At 42.5% G+C, this 18,567-nt stretch carries 15 protein-coding genes; 7 read left to right on the forward strand and 8 right to left on the reverse strand.

Features of this window, described 5'->3' with window-relative positions:
* Nucleotides 1-65 precede the first annotated feature (65 nt).
* The 7 genes from ACZ5V1_RS12925 (at nucleotide 66) to ACZ5V1_RS12955 (ending at nucleotide 9,941) form a co-directional block, all read left to right on the forward strand.
* Nucleotides 66-2,471, forward strand: coding sequence for an acetate--CoA ligase family protein (locus tag ACZ5V1_RS12925; RefSeq protein WP_464389190.1), 2,406 nt, complete (start codon nucleotides 66-68; stop codon nucleotides 2,469-2,471).
* Between the two features lie 140 nt (nucleotides 2,472-2,611).
* On the forward strand, nucleotides 2,612-3,841 hold the full coding sequence (locus ACZ5V1_RS12930; RefSeq protein ID WP_464389191.1) for a Glu/Leu/Phe/Val dehydrogenase dimerization domain-containing protein: 1,230 nt from the start codon (nucleotides 2,612-2,614) through the stop codon (nucleotides 3,839-3,841).
* 37 nt (nucleotides 3,842-3,878) lie between these two features.
* The gene (locus ACZ5V1_RS12935) at nucleotides 3,879-4,130 is read left to right on the forward strand and encodes a hypothetical protein (protein ID WP_464389192.1); all 252 of its coding nucleotides are present in this window, start codon (nucleotides 3,879-3,881) and stop codon (nucleotides 4,128-4,130) included.
* Between the two features lie 235 nt (nucleotides 4,131-4,365).
* A complete protein-coding gene (locus ACZ5V1_RS12940) occupies nucleotides 4,366-5,511 on the forward strand; it encodes an amino acid permease (RefSeq protein WP_464389193.1) in 1,146 nt (381 codons plus the stop codon).
* A 371-nt stretch (nucleotides 5,512-5,882) separates the two neighbouring features.
* Nucleotides 5,883-6,590, forward strand: a complete 708-nt coding sequence (locus ACZ5V1_RS12945; protein WP_464389194.1) for a DsrE family protein — start codon at nucleotides 5,883-5,885, stop codon at nucleotides 6,588-6,590.
* Nucleotides 6,591-6,900: 310 nt separating this feature from the next.
* On the forward strand, nucleotides 6,901-8,241 hold the full coding sequence (locus tag ACZ5V1_RS12950) for a sensor domain-containing diguanylate cyclase (protein WP_464389195.1): 1,341 nt from the start codon (nucleotides 6,901-6,903) through the stop codon (nucleotides 8,239-8,241).
* A gap of 314 nt (nucleotides 8,242-8,555) precedes the next feature.
* Entirely contained in the window at nucleotides 8,556-9,941 is a 1,386-nt protein-coding gene (locus tag ACZ5V1_RS12955) for an outer membrane homotrimeric porin (RefSeq protein WP_464389196.1), read from the forward strand.
* Nucleotides 9,942-10,005: 64 nt separating this feature from the next.
* Here ACZ5V1_RS12955 and ACZ5V1_RS12960 read toward each other — a convergent pair whose 3' ends face one another.
* From ACZ5V1_RS12960 to ACZ5V1_RS12995, 8 genes are all read right to left on the reverse strand, one after another.
* Nucleotides 10,006-10,377 carry an antibiotic biosynthesis monooxygenase family protein gene (locus tag ACZ5V1_RS12960; RefSeq protein WP_464389197.1) on the reverse strand — a complete coding sequence of 124 codons (372 nt, stop codon included), beginning with the start codon at nucleotides 10,375-10,377 and terminating at the stop codon, nucleotides 10,006-10,008.
* A gap of 24 nt (nucleotides 10,378-10,401) precedes the next feature.
* A complete protein-coding gene (locus tag ACZ5V1_RS12965; RefSeq protein ID WP_464389198.1) occupies nucleotides 10,402-11,226 on the reverse strand; it encodes a DUF169 domain-containing protein in 825 nt (274 codons plus the stop codon).
* A gap of 25 nt (nucleotides 11,227-11,251) precedes the next feature.
* Complete coding sequence (locus ACZ5V1_RS12970) at nucleotides 11,252-11,701, reverse strand: MarR family winged helix-turn-helix transcriptional regulator (RefSeq protein ID WP_464389199.1); 450 nt, start codon at nucleotides 11,699-11,701, stop codon at nucleotides 11,252-11,254.
* A 155-nt stretch (nucleotides 11,702-11,856) separates the two neighbouring features.
* The gene (locus ACZ5V1_RS12975) at nucleotides 11,857-12,276 is read right to left on the reverse strand and encodes a cupin domain-containing protein (RefSeq protein WP_464389200.1); all 420 of its coding nucleotides are present in this window, start codon (nucleotides 12,274-12,276) and stop codon (nucleotides 11,857-11,859) included.
* Nucleotides 12,277-12,346: 70 nt separating this feature from the next.
* A complete protein-coding gene (locus ACZ5V1_RS12980; protein WP_464389201.1) occupies nucleotides 12,347-13,321 on the reverse strand; it encodes a sugar transferase in 975 nt (324 codons plus the stop codon).
* A 282-nt stretch (nucleotides 13,322-13,603) separates the two neighbouring features.
* Nucleotides 13,604-15,853: a glycosyltransferase gene (locus ACZ5V1_RS12985; protein WP_464389202.1), complete on the reverse strand. Its 2,250-nt coding sequence runs from the start codon at nucleotides 15,851-15,853 to the stop codon at nucleotides 13,604-13,606.
* A 626-nt stretch (nucleotides 15,854-16,479) separates the two neighbouring features.
* Nucleotides 16,480-17,553, reverse strand: coding sequence for a glycosyltransferase family 4 protein (locus tag ACZ5V1_RS12990; RefSeq protein ID WP_464389203.1), 1,074 nt, complete (start codon nucleotides 17,551-17,553; stop codon nucleotides 16,480-16,482).
* 26 nt (nucleotides 17,554-17,579) lie between these two features.
* A complete protein-coding gene (locus ACZ5V1_RS12995; protein ID WP_464389204.1) occupies nucleotides 17,580-18,566 on the reverse strand; it encodes a glycosyltransferase family 2 protein in 987 nt (328 codons plus the stop codon).
* Nucleotide 18,567: the final 1 nt, after the last annotated feature.

Below are 18,567 nucleotides of genomic sequence, written 5' to 3' on the forward strand. Positions count from 1 at the left end.
CGCTGGGTACTTTTTTATATCCCACTGCGTGAACGCTTGAGAAATAGACGGGAAGGAAACACACCATGGAAGTACAAACAGACGTCTCCATAGATTTTGACGCCATAAGCGACCTGTTCAAAGCCGCACAGGACGAAAAGCGTGATTATCTGTTTGAATACGAAGTATACAACCTGCTCTCACGATCAGGTGCAGAAACACCGCCTAAATCTATCCTCATCCCTCAAGGAGCAAAGGTTTCTGACGAAGCACTGAACTCTATGCCGGGTGAAAAAGTTGTCATCAAAATTGTCTCTCCGACTATCATTCATAAGACTGAAGTCGGCGGAGTACGTGTTGTCGAAAAAGACCCTGATCGCATCCGTTCCGCGGTTCGCCGTATGCTCTACGAAGTACCGGAAAACTATGCGACCATGATCAACCTTGATCCGTCCCATGCGGCGGAAGAATACAAGGGGCTCTCAGGAGACGCACTCCTCACCGCCATTCGCCGTGACATTAAAGGCGTGCTCATGGTGCAGTTTATGCCGCCGGATTCCAGCGCATTCGGCAACGAACTCATTGTGGGCCTGCGCAATACCCGCGAGTTCGGTATGATCCTCAGCGCAGGGCTCGGCGGAACAGACACAGAGCTGTACGCAAAGCGTTTCAGAAAGGGACAGGCAATCGTAGCAGCCTCCTGTGAACTGATTGACGGTGAAAGCTTCTTTGCCCAATTCCGCAAAACCATCTCTTACCAGAAGCTTGCAGGCCTTACCCGCGGGCAACGCAGAGTGGTTACTGATGAACAGCTTATGGAATGCTTCTCCTCTTTCATTGAAATGGGTCGCAAGTATTCCTCCTCCAACCCCGAGGCTGAGTTTGTTATCGAAGAAATGGAAATCAACCCATATGCTTTCACAGACTACCTGATGGTTCCTCTTGATGGCATGTGCCGTTTCTCCCTGCCGACGACTCGTGAAAACAGCCGCCCTATCGCTAAAATAGACAATTTGTTGCATCCGAAAAAAATCGGACTCATCGGCGCATCCACCAAACGCAAAAACTTTGGTCGCATCATTCTCGACAATATTTTGGCAGAAGGATTTGCAAAAGAAGATGTGTACATCCTGCGCGAAGGTGTAGACGAAATTGAAGGCGTAAAATGCTTTCCGAATTTAGAAGCACTGCCTGAAAAACTCGACATGTTTGTTGTTGCGGTAGCAGCTGCACATGTTCCTGATCTTGTAGATGAAGTTATTCGCCTTGATGCCGCTAACAGCGTCATGCTCATTCCGGGCGGCATGGGCGAAACTGAAGAAAGTAAGGAACGCGCTGAAAACTTGATGGCTGCCATTGATGCAGTGCACGGCACTAAAGACGGCGGCCCTGTATTTATCGGCGCAAACTGCATGGGTGTTGTTTCCCATCCAGGTAACTACGACACATGGTTTATTCCGGAAGAAAAACTTCCTAAAGACCGCACTGTTCAGCATCACCGCTCTGCGCTTGTCAGCCAAAGTGGCGCATTTATGCTCCACCGTAGCAGCCAGTGCCCTGAACTGAATCCTTCCTACATGGTTTCCATGGGCAACCAGACTGACCTCACCCTTGGCGACATGGTGAAGTACTTCAAAGATGCCGATAACGTTGATGTTATTGCTGTCTATGCTGAAGGATTCAACGATCTGGATGGGCTGGAATTCTGCACAGCAGTGCGCGATGCAGTTCTGGCCGGAAAGGAAGTCGTCTTCTACAAAGCAGGCCGAACCCCTGAAGGCAAAAGCGCCACCAGCGGGCACACGGCTTCCTTAGCTGGCGACTACATGGTTTGCGAATCGTGCGTTCGACAGGCCGGTGCAATTGTAGCCCGAACCTTTACAGAATTTCAGGATTTATTCCTGCTGGCTGAAAACATGGCCAGCAAAAAAATTCAGGGTAACCGCCTCGCTGCTGTGAGTGGTGCCGGATTCGAAGCTGTGGGCATGGCCGATTCTATTCAGTCTGATGACTACCAAATGCAACTTGCAGCATTTGAGGAAGCATCACACAACCAGATCGCCAAAGTGCTCGAATCAAAAAAACTGGCCAGTCTTGTTACCATCAACAATCCGCTGGACATCAACCCATCTGCTGATGACGAAACCCATACCGTTATCGCGGACATCCTGTCCAAAGACAGTGGCGTAGATGCCGTTGTAATCGGGCTGGACCCGCTTTCCCCTAGCATGCACACCCTCGCGGACACCCCGATCTCTGCTTTCTCCATGGATGCAGAAAACGGCATTATTCCTCTCCTCACCAAAATGGCGCAGGAAAGTGAAAAGCCGGTAGTCGGTGTAATCGACGGGGGGCGCTTGTATGACCCTATGCGCGACGCTTTCAATAAAAGCGGCGTACCTGTGTTCCCAGTATGCGACCGTGCAGTTGCGGCACTGTCCTTATACATCGAAGCGCGTCTGCACGCAGACACCATTCGACTGTCTTCTTAAACACATAATTGTGGGAGCCTGATGCTCCGGCAGAGGGCTTCTGTTTTTTCAAAGCAGCATCTGCAACTGCAGTTTGTTGCTCAATATCCCATTGGTTCAAGAAACTCACTTAACATCTAGTTAGCTTGTGGAGAATAGACATGAAAGAACTGTTAACTGCTTTTGAAGAAAACACACCGGAAATCGTTTTTGAATGGAGTGACTCTGAAACAGATGCGCAGGGATGGGTTGTTATTAACTCCTTGCGTGGGGGCGCTGCTGGCGGCGGTACCCGCATGAGAAAAGGCTTGAACAAGCATGAAGTAGTTTCACTCGCAAAAACTATGGAAATTAAATTTGCCGTATCCGGCCCGCATATCGGCGGTGCAAAATCCGGCATCAACTTTGACCCGAATGATCCGCGCAAAGATGAAGTGCTCGATCGTTGGTACAAAGCTGTTATGCCACTGCTTAAAAGCTACTACGGCACCGGTGGTGACTTGAACGTGTGTGAAATTAAAGACGTAATCCCGCACACTGAAGCATACGGTTTATGGCACCCGCAAGAAGGCATTGTTAACGGCCACTTTATGCCGACTGAAGAGAAAAAAATTCAACAGATCAGTCAGCTCCGTGGCGGTGTATGTCTTCCAGTAACATCTGCAACATACTCTCCTGATCCATCCCGTGGCTATCTTGTTGCCGACTTGATCACAGGCTGGGGCGTTGCAGAATCTGTCCGTCATTTCCACGAGCTCAGTAACATTCCACTCAAAGGCAAGCGCGTAATCGTGCAGGGCTGGGGCAACGTAGGCGCAACTGCAGCATACTACCTCGCATCCCGCGGTGCACTTATCGTAGGCATTGTCGACCGCGAAGCCGGCCTTGTTGAAACAGACGGCTTAAACTTCGAACAGGTACGAGATCTTCTTCTTAACCGCACCGGCAACACTCTTGTTGCTAACAATGCTCTTTCTGCAGAAGAAACTCAGGCTAAAGTATGGAGCGTTGGTGCAGATATCTTCCTGCCTTGTGCTGCTTCCCGTCTTGTTACTAAAGAACAGCTTGAAACCATGAAAGAACATGGGCTGCAAGTTATTGCATGTGGTGCAAACGTACCGTTCCATGATGAAGACATTTTCTACGGTGCAACTGCAGAATATGCAGACAACAACTTCAGCGTTATTCCTGACTTTATTGCAAACTGCGGTATGGCACGCGCCTTTAACTACCTTATGAGCAACAAAGTTAATCTTAATGCAGGAGAAATCTTCGAAGACGTCTCCCAGACAATCTACAATGCTATGGATGAAGTGCAAAAAGCATCCACATCCAAACACAAAAAAGCTGCAACAGCCCTTGAAACAGTTTTGAAAAAATTAATGAACTAATTCCATTATTCGTGCTGTGGTAATATGAGAGTCCCTCATGTTGCCACAGCAGTCTATGGAAACATGGTGGTATATTGCAGGGCATTCCACGTTCAGGAATGAGTTAAAATGGAAGCTGCATTGGAAGATGAGTTACAGAGCCGACGCTGTAACAGCAGCGGCAAATATATTCTCCTTGGGTAAGTCGAGAATATGCCGGCTGCGCTTCTTAGCCATTTATCTCGAATGGGTTAACAACAAAATTTCTCATGCTGTTCCTTGTCACATTATTCAGCCACGCGAAACGTAACTTCATGGTGCATTGTATGTAGGTGTCATTTTCTTTTATGCATTCATAAAAGTTCTCCATTTTTTCGCCCATGAAAACAGCACATACGCTGACCTGTTTAATAGACGAGACAACTAGCCTTGAGTACACGCAAATGAACAAAATGCCCTTGTGTTTAAACAGGGACCCCGCAGGCGTGTGGTGGCTCACTGCTCAGTGCTGAACATTATTTCAGCATTGAAAATTGGAGAGTTGTATGAGTTCTAAGAACATTGGTGCGATTAGTATTGTTGCCGGTACCGCTATTGGTGCAGGTATGCTTGGCCTTCCTATGGTGATCGGAAGTCTCGGTTTCTTTACGGGCTGTCTGATTCTACTCATAATGTGGGCACTGGCTGTATATTCCGGTTTAATGCTTATTGAAATCAACCTTGAATTTGGCCCCGGCGTCAACTTCAACTTCATGACACGCGAAGTTCTGGGTCGCCCCGGACAGATCGTTGCCACAGGCAGTGTATTCTTTCTCGCCTACTGTCTTCTGGTTGCTTACATGACTGGCATGGGCAGCCTTATCTCCAGCGTAATCACCGTAGATGCACGCATTGGCTCCGCAGCCTTTGCTGTTATCAGTGCCATAATTTTCTACATCGGCACCAACGCCCTTGTATCTGCAAACAAAACCTTATTCTCTATTATGCTCGGAGCGATGGTTGTCAGCTTCGCTTGCCTTGGCGGGCAGCTCAACCTGCAAAACCTTACACTTGGTACCCCGACATCAAAAGGTTTGCTTTTTGCTCTTCCTGTACTCTTTACCTCTTTCGGCTTTCACGCATCTATCCCGAGTGTGGTAAGCTTTGTAGGTGAAAGCAAAAAATCTTTGGTTAAAATTCTGGTAATCGGCAGTACTATTCCCGGTCTCTGTTATGTTGCATGGTTAATGCTCTCGCTTGGTAGTGCTTCACCGGAGCAGCTCGCAGGCATGGCAAACGTGGATGCACTTGTTGCCCTCATCAGCGGCGGTTCCACATGGATTGGTCGAGTAGTATCTTTCTTCGCAGTACTCGCTCTTGTTACATCCTTCTTTGGTGTATCCCTTGGTCTGTTTGACCTTGTTGCTGAAACATTCAAACGAGGTAATGACAGAACCAGCCGCGCTGGAACAAGCGCACTGGTATTCCTTCCACCGCTTGCCGCATCCGTACTGGCACCGGGCAGCTTCATTGCCGCTCTGTCACATGCGGGCGCAGCACTTGCTATCATTGCCATTTTCCTCCCATGCATCATGGTATTGAAAATGCGCTCTGCCGGTAAGAATCAGGAATTCAGAGCAGTTGGCGGAAGCCCTGCTGTTTTTGCAAGCTTCCTTTTCGGTCTTGTAATTATTGCTGCAAACTACATGTAAAAATTGCGGTTAATTCCGCATACAATGTTATTAAAAAGACTCCTGCACGTAATGCAGGAGTCTTTTTTTCTGCCTAAAAAACAAGAACACTCATCAGATATTCCTACCGAAAATTCACATCATTTACACAGGAAAACTACCTCGCACGTACATAGCACTCATGTGCGTTGGCAAAGATAGATATCATTTTTCGCACACAGAAATATTACTATATTTATTCATAACTTGGAAAAATTTTATTACTACGCTCAAAAGTTTTTCTTATACAACGCCCCAGCCTTTTCTCCTCCAGTCAACTTGAGCAAAACATCAAAAAACAAGCAGCCTGAGTACAGCAAAGCACCTCTAATTACCAAGGGGAACCATATCCTATGAGTGACGAAAAAATATCGCAAACTGATTTTCAAAAGTTAATGCTGCTTCTGGCAGAAAAGCGCACGGCACATACCACATTACGTTCCGGCATTGCTCTTTGCGCCTTTTCCATGACAATCATTTCTTTCATTCTTCTTATGGCATCTCGCGTAACCAGTAACTTGGAAGGAATTGTGTTCACAATTCTCGGTGCTGGTAGTGTGCTCATGCTAACTCTTGGGGTCTACTTTATCCGCAGGGGCTTCACTCGTATGCAATTCCATGACACTCTTATAAACCAAATTCTCCATTCTAACTCTGAAGCAAGTTATCTTTTTTACCATACAAGAAAAAGAAACAACGCACACAAAAGAGAAATAACAATGCATCATGACGTCGTCTTCCATTTTGATAACGGCAATAAAGAATTGGATGTTACAATCAGCAACATAAAAAATTATTTTGAAGAACTTTCAGGCCAAAAATTTACTGCTTGTCTTGTGGTAAATGGCTCCGGCATCAAATTATTAGAAAAAAATGATCCCTACGCTCAAAAATTGACTGAACTTGCAGATCTTGGTTTGGAAATAAAAGTTTGCCGAAATGCTATGAACCATTTTCAAATTAAACCTGAGTGGCTATTACCAGTCGGAAAAATTATTCCGGCAGGATTACTGGAAATAATTGACCTTCAGCACAAAGGTTATGCATACATCAAACTATAACATGCACACCTTTATAAAGTCATTGCCTTACGTATTGTCAAAAAGGTCTCGCACACAAAAAGACGGATTTAAACAGCCCGTTCGTGGTTCATTTTTGTAAAGAAAAAGCTCCTATATTTTATACAGGAGCTTTTAGAATAACAAAAAATCTTATTGTGTTTCCAGCGGTGCAACATTTTTCGCAAAAAAGAAAACGCAGGCGGAGTAGAAGTTTCGCCTTTATTCAAAATTTTGCTCGGTAGTTTGTGCAAGAATTAACTTAAATAGTAACAGATTGAGAATTCCAGCTTCTTCTTTTACAAGGTTTAACATGCAACACTCTCTCTCGATAAAATCTATGCTCATGCCTTTTGAAGTTTCTCAAGACACAGTTCAGGAAAATGAAACCGGGATGTGGTATTGGGAGCCGTTAGCTGATTCTTTATATTACAGTGAATCATACCTTGCCTGCTTAGGCTACGCAGAAAGTGAAGTCCCCACATCAATATCAGATTGGAAGAACATCATCCATGAAGACGATGTTGAAATCATTCAAGATCTTTTAAAAAACTACATTCATTCCGCAAAGTGTGGAAACAGATACGAACATCCACTTCGTATTCGCCGAAAAAACGGTACGTATTCTTCGGTGGTAGTCCATGGATATATTCTTCATCGTAATGCCGAACAGAAAGCCACCATGATCAGCGGTTTCCATATCAACAGCGAGCGCGTCACTGCTATCGATCATGAACAACAACGCATGAAATTTGCTTTGCAGGCAGCAGAAGACGGTATCTGGGATTGGAACGCCGAAACAAATCACGTTTACTATAGCCATAAGTACATTGCTATGGGGGGCTATACTGAAGACGAGTTCCCGCCCACAGCAGACTCCTGGGCATCACGGGTTCACCCAGATGACTACGAAAGTACCGTGTCCATGCAGTTAAAAATCATTAATAGCCCCGAGCACGGTGACAGCTTTGAATGCGTTTACCGCTTTCTTCATAAGAATGGATTCTGGATATGGATTCTTGGGAAAGGAGTTGTAACCAGCAGGACTGCTGAAGGAAAAGCACGTCGAGTTACCGGGGTTCATATCGACATTAACGAATTGCAAAACGCTAAAGAAAAACTCATTAAAACGTTAAAGAAAGACACACTGACAGCAGTCTACAGTCGATATTCTTTCGAGCAAAAACTCAAAACCATAACGTCTGACGATTATCCTATAAGTCTTATTTATGTGGATGCTGACGGGCTTAAAATCGTTAACGATCTACTTGGACATACATTTGGGGATGAATACTTACGGAAAATCTCTTCCATGCTCGCCACATACACTCGTGATCGTGACAGTATATACCGCATCGGCGGAGATGAATTTGTCATACTGCTTCCGAACACAGGATATAACAACGCCAATGAAGCATTGTTTCGTTTAAAGACCAAAGTTGAAGAGCAAAACAGTATTGATGGCTCGCCATTTGTGTCCTTCGGTGTATCAACAGCTATGTTCCCTGATGAACTTTGCACACTGGCTTCTAACGCTGACAGCCATATGTACCAAAACAAACGAATCACCCAAGAAAAAAGGCACGAGCTAATTCGTCAGCATTGCTTAAATATTATCAACACAACAAGCAGCGAAGACACTAAAGCTTCGTAGCCCCAGAAGGCATAATTGCCACGCAAAGCTCCCTTCCCCCCTTCTGAAGTAAATATTCACTCACACAAATTTTTCTTCTAAATACTGCACAGCCCTTCCTTCCAAAAGCCCTGCTTACGAATTCTTCCATCACGTACTTTTTTAGTTCAAAGCACCACACGAATCACTCGCATACCTCTTTTGTAAATCGCCTATTCTCGTGTCCATTCAAATGCGTCGCAACATCCAGATACAAAACACTATACTGAAAATAATTCATCCTAAAAACTCAGCGAGCTATCTTCTGTGCAAAAGTTTTTTGGCACAGGAGGCGTATGAAAAACTTATTTTGTCTTTCTACTCTGTTACTTCTAAGTATCCTAATCATAACGCCAGTTGCTGCTATAGAAATTAACGCACGGGGATCATTATGGAATGTTACGCAGTTATTAGAACATAAAAATTTTCAGGAGGATGACGAAACAAACGGCTTCACAGTACAACAAAGATTTAGATCCCAGATAGAAATTCTTGCTACCGAAATGCTTTCAGGCGTGGCTTACTTTGAAGTCAACCACAGATGGGGACAATATCCGGACAACAACGCCGGTCGATATGCCGGAGGAAACATTAGTACAGACGGCGTTGGAGTAATGACTAAACGTCTTTTTTTGCACATTGATGTCCCTCACTTCCCATTATCTATTAATGCTGGCCTGATTGGACTGACCTACCCGGGTGCTGTTGCAGGGTCTGTCATTTTTGATGATGATGTTGCCGGTATTGTTGCATCCTACGCTCATTCCGAAAAATTCAGCGCTGCTTTGAGCTGGCTTCGTCCCTTTGATGTAGATACCACTGACAACCTGCCAGTTTCGTCACACAACAAAATGGACATGTTCCTTCTTTCTCTCTACTTTGCCCCGGAAAATATGAATTTCAACACATACGTTGCGTACACAGCTCTTGGCGAAAACGTAAAGTTTGGCGCGCCCAATTTTACGTATGTCATTGGCCCTTCACTTGGTCTCGATAATAGTTTCGTAAATGTTGAACGAACAGAAAATGCAAATGTTTTTTGGACTGGGTTGGCTTTATCTGCAAATTTATACACTAATTACGAACTACTTTTTGATGGAATTTACGGGAGACTTGATGCCAATAAGGCTGCCGCACGCAGTGGTTGGTTCACAGCAGCGAAACTTTCTTATTCCTTGGACAATATAACACCGGCCCTCACAGGCTGGTGGGCCTCCGGTGACGACAACAACGCCTATAAGAATGGTTCAGGTCGTATGCCTTTTGTAACGGCTTCGTGGCTTATCAGCACATACGGTTTTGATGACACCCATGCTAATGAAACCGGCGTACGTATTGCTGATGCAACAGGCAAAATTGGCGCCGGAATTGTATTAGATGACATTACATATATAAGTTGGATGACCCAACAACTACGGGTACTCGGAATGTGGGGAACAAACGATTCAAGCATCGTAAAAAATGGACATTTAGATAACCCTTCATCAAATATTGCAAAATACTTAACCGATAAGGATTTTGCACTTGAAATAGATTATGAAGCAACCATCAAACTCTACGATCAGCTAAGCATCAGCCCATCCATTGCCTACATCCATTTAGATCTTGATGAGGATACTTGGGGAATCTCAAACATAAAAGATTCCTGGCGAGTAGCCCTCATCACAAAATATACGTATTAACCAAACGGCCTGTGATAATAAAAAACTCTTACATTTCGGTGTAAGAGTTTTTTTCTACAGTGTATTACGCTACGCAGTGCCCTGCGACGGCAAGTTTTTTAAACAGATGGGGAGAAGTCACAGCACTCTTTGGATAATTTTCGAGTCTGGATTGAAATTCTGGATTGCTGAAGGCATTTCGGAAAGATTCGACATTTTCCCAAATGGCATAATTCACATAAGTGGAGCTACCGGCAATGCCCTTATGCAGCTGAGTGGAAATGTATCCCGCCTGTTTTTTCATATAAGTCGCATCGTGAGCCCATGCTGCAACAAGTGCTTCTTCATCCGCTGGATCTACCGTAAAAACATTTATCAAAACAACCGGGTCTTCCTCATTCGAATTAATTTGATCGTGCAGGCTAATATTGTCATTCATTTCTTTGAAACTAAGCATAGTTACCCTCCATTATTCAAATAATTACTTACTACTCCACACCCTATTACTGCGCTCTATCTTTTTTTGAACGGTTTGCCAGGTTTTTGTAGTAAGGAAAGATTCATTGTAACGACTCACCATATCACTGAACATCGAAAATGGAACGGTAAACGACAGCTCGTCAGTTTTAAAAAATTTTCTAGCAGAAGGATCCCAGCCACCAAGCACCGCTCTCTTCTGCCCCCTTGATGCATAATGCCGTGGCCAAGCAACAATGCTTCCACATGCTGCTCCCCAAGGGGATGCGACAACTTCCGGATCATTGGTCACGAAAACTGCCAACTGATGCAAACCACTTAAGCTTTCCGGACGTGCAAAAAAAGTTACTAATTCAGGAGTCTCGTTTTCTGCAAACTGGCTAACGGGCTTTATCACACAGTATTTTTCTTCTATCGGTTGAGGATCAACATATTCAAAAATTTTCCTCAGTGCGTCAGGCGAATCACAATACAGTTCACCATCGCTCCAATTTGGAATACCTGTTGAAACATAGTTGATAATGGTTTCTGTCTGCGGATTCAAAAAACCGAGCCAAAACGCACCACCTGCACATCCAAACTGTTCACTGGAAAAATACGCAGCGCTTTGCTTTTTCCTCGCACGCCAAATGTTTCCGATGACACAAGAGAATGATCCGAAGACCTCTGGCCAATTTATCTTGTTTTCTATCTCTTTTTCACGTGTAGGTAACTCATTCGGCTTCGGGGAAAAACCTTCAACCGGCTCCTCGTCTGTAAAAAAAATCCCCATTGGTTCTTCATCAAGACCCAATGTAGAAAGAAACGTTTCCAGCGTATGTTCACTCATAGCATTCTCCTGAATCTATCTGCCGCTATAACCTTTCATACAAACCATGTATTGTTCGTATCGCAGCGTTAAGGTCACCCTCACCTAATCCATCAGCAATGTTATTAGCCCATTCAATTTGTAATGCAGAAACTTCATCAAGCGACGCACGCCCTTTGTCTGTCAAAACAACAAGCTTTGCGCGTTGATGGTTAGGATTATCCTGATATTCGATGAATCCTTTTTTCTCTAATGCGTTGGCTGTTCTCAGCACTCCCTGTCTGGTTAACCCCATATTTCTTGCAATTTGGGACACAGGTAACGCCTCATCATCAATAGCACCAAGCACCTGCCAAAGCGCACTTGATAGCCCTAACCCTTTTGTTAATTGATCACCTGCAGCAAGCAACCTTCCATTAAGTTGAAAAACTTCCAGAATTAACTGAGTAAATGCCTCTGCAGAAGGAGTTCGAATTTTATGTTGTGCTTCAGTCATGACAACATACTGCCAACTTGACAACACGTTGTCAAATAGCATTCACATTAGTATGCTCTTTTTACTTGCTCAGTATGGCAAAACCATCGCCCACAAAAAAAGCTCTTACACTTTCGTGTAAGAGCTTAAATTACTAGGGGTCTCCCAAGAGGATTTCACTTATCGTCTGCGTAAAAGGTTACGTAGCTAGATATAAAAAAATTTGTTTCGTTATAATCAATTGGGTTATGCGAAATAGTAATTTCAAGACCGCCCATAGTTGTCTTCGAAACGCACAATGTCATCTTCTCCCAGAAGCCACCGGATTGATCTTCAACAAGTTCTAATGGCACCTTCCAAGGATTTTCCAGAGCATGTATCACACCAACAGGTATGTAAGTTGATTCATTTCCTGAAACAAGAAAAGTCTCATCATCGTTAGTAACTTTAGCTGTACCAAAAACTACAACCCAATACTCTACTCTATGATGATGCATTTGAACACTTAATCTGGCTTTGGGATTTACCGTGATACGCTTCACTTGGTAGCGGGAACCAAAATCAACAGAATCATATTTTCCCCAAGAACGAAACACTTCTCTATGCGTTTTAAATTCACTAGAATCCGCTTTTTTGAGCCCTGAAACAACAAATTGTTAAAAACTATTATCGCCCCATCCCAAAAAAAACTGTCTTGATTGTTAAAAACAAAATTTTTATATCCATAAGTATATTATAATGTTTTATATAATAGAGGTCATACTTATGTTTCCAAACAGCATCTTCTAACGAAGCACCATAGCAATACTTCACTTGAGCTAGCCCGGAAATACCTGGACGCACTGCATGGCGAAATCGGTAGTAGGGAATTTTTTCCTCTAAATCTGAAATAAAAACTTCTCGCTCAGGACGTGGCCCAATTAAAGACATTTCACCCTTAAGGACATTGATCAATTGTGGCAACTCATCAATCCTTGTCTTTCGAATAAAGTTTCCAACACGTGTGACTCTACTATCGTGTTGAGAAGCCCACTTAGCACCATATTTTTCTGCATCATGCCGCATAGAACGAAATTTGATTACATCAAATTCTTTATTATGCAGCCCCGTTCTGCGTTGAGTAAACAAGACAGGCCCTGAAGATTCCATTTTTATAAGCAAGCTAGTAAGTAGACCTATCGGCAAGGTAACAAAAAGGAGTAGCATCGATAATACAATGTCAAAGGCACGTTTTAAAATAGCATGACGTTTTCTTGAAAGAATAGAAAAAGCTTTTTGGTGTAAAAAGAATTGATCGTTAAGCAACTCTACCTCGGTGTGTCCCAAGTTTCTATCCAAAAAACTGATGAGAGGCTCAACCCAGCCTCCCTTTTTCGTTGCTTCAATCAAAAAATCGTGGCGTCCTGAAGACAGTTCCCAACTTTTGTAATGACAAAAAATCGTACCTGCTGCGTGTGGCGCAGAATAATCATTAATTTTATACTGAATGTCATTATTGGCGAGCACATTACCAACAAGTTGCTCTGCCTGAGAAGGGCAGAAAACATAAATTATTTGATTGTAGCGTAAAACACCAGATGGACCATAGTGTTCTGAGAAACTTTCAGGTACACGGCTTGTTTCATGAAAAAAATTATTCATAATATCCTAATATTACCTCAAAAAGATTTTCAACCACAGTAAATCTAGATCGGTAACGAATACATTTAAGCTGGAATTATACCATATATTTCAAGAACAACTCGTTGAGTTACACTGAAATAGCCAACTGCCACTAAAAGTTGACCTACTCAACCACCTGCCAACTCTCGAGGTAAATTTCCATGCGTAATGGATGGACTACAAAACTAGAAAAGAAGTCCTGACATTCTATTATCTAGTCTCAAATAAAACAGTTTGCTTGAAACCTAGCAGAACTTTTGCTTAAATTCTCATCTGGCTCGTTGTCGAGATGATGACTGAATTGATAAGTTTAATGTCAAATTTTTCTTCTGCGATTTTGCGCCCTGCTTTTCCCATACTCACAAGCTCCTGAGGACGATCAATTAACGACTGCATTGCATCGACAATAGCTGACACATCCCTCACAGGAACCAGATATCCATTTTTTCCTGGGGTAACAGTTTCACGGCAGCCGACATTATCAGTTGTTATAACGGCTCGCCCAGTTGAAAGAGCCTCTAAAATTGAGCGGGGAACACCTTCTCTGTAAAATGATGGCAAAACAAATGCGGAACAATTTTTTAAAAAAGGTCGAACATCGGTTGTAGTTCCAAGATATTCAATGGTTCCCTCTTTCACCCAAGCTGACACTTCGTTCGATGCATACGAGGTAGGATTATCATCCACAGCACCTAGAAGTTGAAAACGAACATGAGTATTTCTAGATTGCTTTTTTATTTGTCTAGCAGCGCTAATATACTCTTCAATTCCCTTTTCTCTAATTAGCCTAGCAATCAGTAGAAAAACAACTTCTTTACCATCAGAAGACACTGGAGAATAACTATAGTGCCCTACATCAACTCCTGTACCATTTGTCACAAATGACTTGTGATCTGAAATAGAAAATAATTTTCCAAACTCTTCTTGGTCATCTTTATTTTGAAAAAAAACTAAGTCCATTGTCCGAAACGATAACCAATAAAGTGCAGAGACAATGAATGATATCACTTGTTGCTTCCTAGAATTATTCTCCAAATAGGCATACCCTGCTCCAGCAATAATTCCTGCTTTTACAGGAACCTTTACTACCCAAGCTGCAATAGTGCTATAAACAACAGGCTTTATTGTATAACCTAAAGTTATTGTAGGACGAATTTTCCAATAAACTTTGAAAAAACGTAGCAATAACAATATATCAGCAAAAGGATTTACTCCAGCTCGCTTCATCTCCACCGGAATAAAAGAAATATCATGTTTCTTTAAGATCGCCTTATCACTCTCACTGCCATCTGGAGTGACAGCATAAACTTTATAACCTGCTTGCACAAACTCAAGCATTAAAGGAAGTCTAAAGTTGAGACAGTCCCGCAACTTGCTGCCTACAATGGTAACTTTTTTTACTTTGCTTTTTTTCTGATTCATCAACGTTAAATATAAATCCAAGTATCTTGAACTCATCAATTTAATATCATATTTTTTTGCCGCCCTTTGGCAGCGACGAGATAACGCCTTGTAATATAAAGAATCACTGAAAATCTTTTCAAGTTGAACTTGTAGCTGCCTACTATCTCCACGAGAAAAAACAACTCCTACCCCTGCTACAATATCTCCAACGCCTTCAACATTGCTAACAACAGTCGGCTTTCCTGCTGCCATTCCCTCTACAGCGCTAAGCCCAAAACCTTCCCAATGGGAAGACAATACGACAATGTCACAAGTCTTAAGAATTCGCGGAACATCATCACGATTACCAAGAAAGGAGACTTGTTCAGCTAATCCTAGCTGTTCAACAAGCCGTCTCTCTTCTTCGCAATCCCCCTCTCCCACAAGGAGCAATCGAACATCCTTAGACAGTCCTGAAATACTATGAATCAAAGTCGCTTGGTCTTTCTGCTCAGAAAATCGTGCTACCATACAAACAATAGGAGTTTTGGAACTAGCATCTCGGCACAATTCAGACTTTTGATATGGTATGGCAGTCGCAAAATCACTAACAGGAATTCCATTCTCTATTACTGAAAACTTCGAATCATCCTCTTGAATTTCTAACCACGTTCTCAAATTTATATCAGTTTGTTGTGAAATAGAAACGATAGCATCGTACAACCCATAGATTTTCTTTTCAATCCACCTGAACAACTTAAGACGTCGTCTTCTATTATGCGTATTATGTTCAGTCGCCACCAAAATAGGGCCAGAAGATTTAGGCAGTAGTGATGCAAGTGCAACCCAATATAACGAAGGAAACAAATGCACATGAACAATGTCATATGATGCAATAAACTTGTATAGTCGAAAAATTGCTAGCGGATTCCTTACACTTTTAAGCGATAACGAATGGACAACAATGCCATGTTTAGCCAATCGAACGGTAAAATCACTTTCCACGTCACGCAAAACTAAGACTTCTACAGAACATTCTAATTTTGCATTCAATAAAGGAAGTAACTGACTCAATAAGCGTTCAGCCCCTCCAACTGACAGGGAATTAATAATATGAAGCAGTTTCATCGAAAAAATCTCTAGTTGAATGGTCTAACAATAATTTTGCATTATAACACCGATCCAACATATTGTTAGGTGCAACAAAAAACAATACACTCAGCTTCTTCATAAACGGAATACATCGGCTTTAAAAAAATTTAAAAAACGGGCAACAGATCCTACAAAAACTAAGTCCTTGAGGTTAGCCTAGTGCAACCCTCTGGAAGAATTTAATCTTTCTATAACGGAAAATTGAGTGTGTACAGCATGAAAAAAGGCTCATCTGTGAAAACCTAACGTTGAGATTCTCTAATAGATTACACATCCTATTCGACTTTTTTTTTTAAATGCACTAATGATAAATATAGGTCCAACAGGCTTGAGTTATTACTTTAACATCATATTTCAGCTGCCATCAGACAACGCAACAATATGGTTTCATAATATTATTTAGCATTAAGCAGCTTCTCAAATTCATTTTTACGCATGAGACCGCCTCCACATAAAAACTCTATACCAAAATAATATTTCCCTTTCCCAACATGAAGACAGAACATGTCAATAGCAATAACTATAATTCGCCCATAAATACAAGCTCGACTCGTAACCAATGTGTAGCAAACAAGAATAATTTCTTATCAACTTGAAGTTAGTTACCCGACTCTTTTAAACAAATTTTCCCACTGGTCAAAAATCACCTGAGGCTGAAAAGAGCGTGCACATTCACTACTTGTCTTTCCATAGTCTCTACGCAGTTCATCATCTTCCATCAGCTTTGCTAATGCTTTTGAAAGAGAAGAATAATCCTTATTAATTGATGCCAACACTCCTGTCTTGTGATCTTTAATAAGACTATTCACCCCTGAGCAATCGGCAAAGCCAACTGAAGGAACACCATGTGCCATCGCCTCTGCTAGCGCATTAGGAAAACCTTCCCACAACGAGGGAAGACAAAAAAGGTTGGCATTGGCATAGTATGCATCTACGTTTTCAGTTGCTCCCGGCAATGTAACTCTGTCTCCCAGCCCTTTCTCTGCAATCAAAGCTTCAAGCTTGGGGCGATCCTCTCCCTCACCCACAATCGTTAGTTTCCAATTTGAGAAATGTGACTCTATTTCAGCAAAGGCCCTAACTAAGCACTCATAATTTTTCTGATATGACAACCGACCAACAGATAACAACATATACTCACCCTCAGAATTTGGAAGAGCTGAAGATGCATAAGATTTTGGAGTAGTAACAGGGTTAGGAATAACTTCGATCTTGTCTGCCAAGTACGATGGGTACTCGTTGCGGTACTCTTCACACTGCAGCGTTACATTCTGAGCTAACCTAAACGCATTAAGGACTCTAGATTTTTTAAGCTTTCCATTCTTAACGTGATCAAAACGCGAAATGGCGTTTCGTTCTGCAGCAATAATGGGAACACCTAGCCCTAACGTGTATCCCTTTAGCGAAACAAACATGCCACTTTGAAAAGCAACAACTAGATCAGGAGAAAACTCCTTTATTATAGACCGAACAGCTGAAGCTCTTTTGAGTTTTAAACCCAAAGTTGCTTTTTGAGAAGGACTTCCCTGATTCAAGCAATGCCATTGAATTTCCTCAGCCATCGGATAAAAAGATTGGGCTCCTGCCAAATCCCAAGTTAATAGCCCTACCTGATGACCTCTCTCTACCATCTCATTCATGATAGTAGTAATCATCCGCTCTACGCCACCAGCCATATTATGGATAGCTCGTGCAGAAAACATTAACCGCATATATTACGCCCTGTTTTCATTCGGTGTTCATGGATTAACCTCTTAGGGCCAGTTGCAAGAAGGTGACGAACTGTCGCTACCGGGTTATGAATCAACAATCCAACAAGCGTCACTGCAAAACTCAGGTAATTTTTTTTGAAATGACAATAACGCAACTTAGGCCAATTCAAAGCATAATAAGCTCGATTTATTGACCGCAAAAATTCTTCATGCTTTATCGCAAGATACTGCTCTGCTTCTAAATTTCTCTCAGGAGACTTATCTGGGGCGTTGGTAGAAAACTGTGCAAAAAGTTCATGCTGTGTACCAATAAACCAGCCACCAGCTAGACCTAACCTGATTGCAAAATCAACATCTTCTACACGGCGAAGAGAAACATCAAACCCTTCCAACTGCTGAAAAGTAGATTTACGCGCAACTAATGAACATGTTGGGGTTCCTGCCCCGTAGAACCAATCATCTCTTCGCTCATAGCACAGCAAGTAAGCGGCTACCCCTGCCCCATTAGGCAACTCATTCCCTCGAGAACCTATTGCAGGTTTACTCAATGAATAACCGTTTGGATAATGCCGTACTCCAGAAGCATAGCAAGCAACTAAAGAAACTTTTTTTTGTTTTTCAAATAAACAAAGGGTATTAACTTGCTCAGTAATTCGGTTCGAAAATGCTTCATCGTCATCATCATAAAAAGCAATAAACTCTCCCCGAGCTTCCTTGAGAACAGAATTTCGTGCTCCTGCCGGTCCTTGGTTCACTGCATGTTCTACAAGCCGTACCCGGTTGTATTTCTGTGAATACTGTCTAAGTACAGCTACCGAATTATCTGTTGAGGCATCATCAATCATTATTATTTCAATGGAAGGCCAATCCTGTGCCAAGGCAGATTTTATAGCTCTTGATATTGTATCTTCTGCATTATAACATGTAATCCCTATGGTAACTAAAGGGACACTATCATCAATTTTTACGCTAGACATT

It is taken from the genome of Halodesulfovibrio oceani subsp. galateae (genome assembly GCF_055397225.1).

Bases quoted from the DNA above. Each gene is read 5' to 3' on its own strand.
- ACZ5V1_RS12970 (WP_464389199.1), bottom strand. From the start codon at position 11,701: ATGACTGAAGCACAACATAAAATTCGAACTCCTTCTGCAGAGGCATTT.
- ACZ5V1_RS12945 (WP_464389194.1), top strand. From the start codon at position 5,883: ATGAGTGACGAAAAAATATCGCAAACTGATTTTCAAAAGTTAATGCTG.
- ACZ5V1_RS12955 (WP_464389196.1), top strand. From the start codon at position 8,556: ATGAAAAACTTATTTTGTCTTTCTACTCTGTTACTTCTAAGTATCCTA.
- ACZ5V1_RS12985 (WP_464389202.1), bottom strand. From the start codon at position 15,853: ATGAAACTGCTTCATATTATTAATTCCCTGTCAGTTGGAGGGGCTGAA.
- ACZ5V1_RS12925 (WP_464389190.1), top strand. From the start codon at position 66: ATGGAAGTACAAACAGACGTCTCCATAGATTTTGACGCCATAAGCGAC.
- ACZ5V1_RS12940 (WP_464389193.1), top strand. From the start codon at position 4,366: ATGAGTTCTAAGAACATTGGTGCGATTAGTATTGTTGCCGGTACCGCT.
- ACZ5V1_RS12995 (WP_464389204.1), bottom strand. From the start codon at position 18,566: ATGTCTAGCGTAAAAATTGATGATAGTGTCCCTTTAGTTACCATAGGG.
- ACZ5V1_RS12930 (WP_464389191.1), top strand. From the start codon at position 2,612: ATGAAAGAACTGTTAACTGCTTTTGAAGAAAACACACCGGAAATCGTT.
- ACZ5V1_RS12935 (WP_464389192.1), top strand. From the start codon at position 3,879: ATGTTGCCACAGCAGTCTATGGAAACATGGTGGTATATTGCAGGGCAT.
- ACZ5V1_RS12980 (WP_464389201.1), bottom strand. From the start codon at position 13,321: ATGAATAATTTTTTTCATGAAACAAGCCGTGTACCTGAAAGTTTCTCA.
- ACZ5V1_RS12990 (WP_464389203.1), bottom strand. From the start codon at position 17,553: ATGGCTGGTGGCGTAGAGCGGATGATTACTACTATCATGAATGAGATG.
- ACZ5V1_RS12950 (WP_464389195.1), top strand. From the start codon at position 6,901: ATGCAACACTCTCTCTCGATAAAATCTATGCTCATGCCTTTTGAAGTT.
- ACZ5V1_RS12965 (WP_464389198.1), bottom strand. From the start codon at position 11,226: ATGAGTGAACATACGCTGGAAACGTTTCTTTCTACATTGGGTCTTGAT.
- ACZ5V1_RS12960 (WP_464389197.1), bottom strand. From the start codon at position 10,377: ATGCTTAGTTTCAAAGAAATGAATGACAATATTAGCCTGCACGATCAA.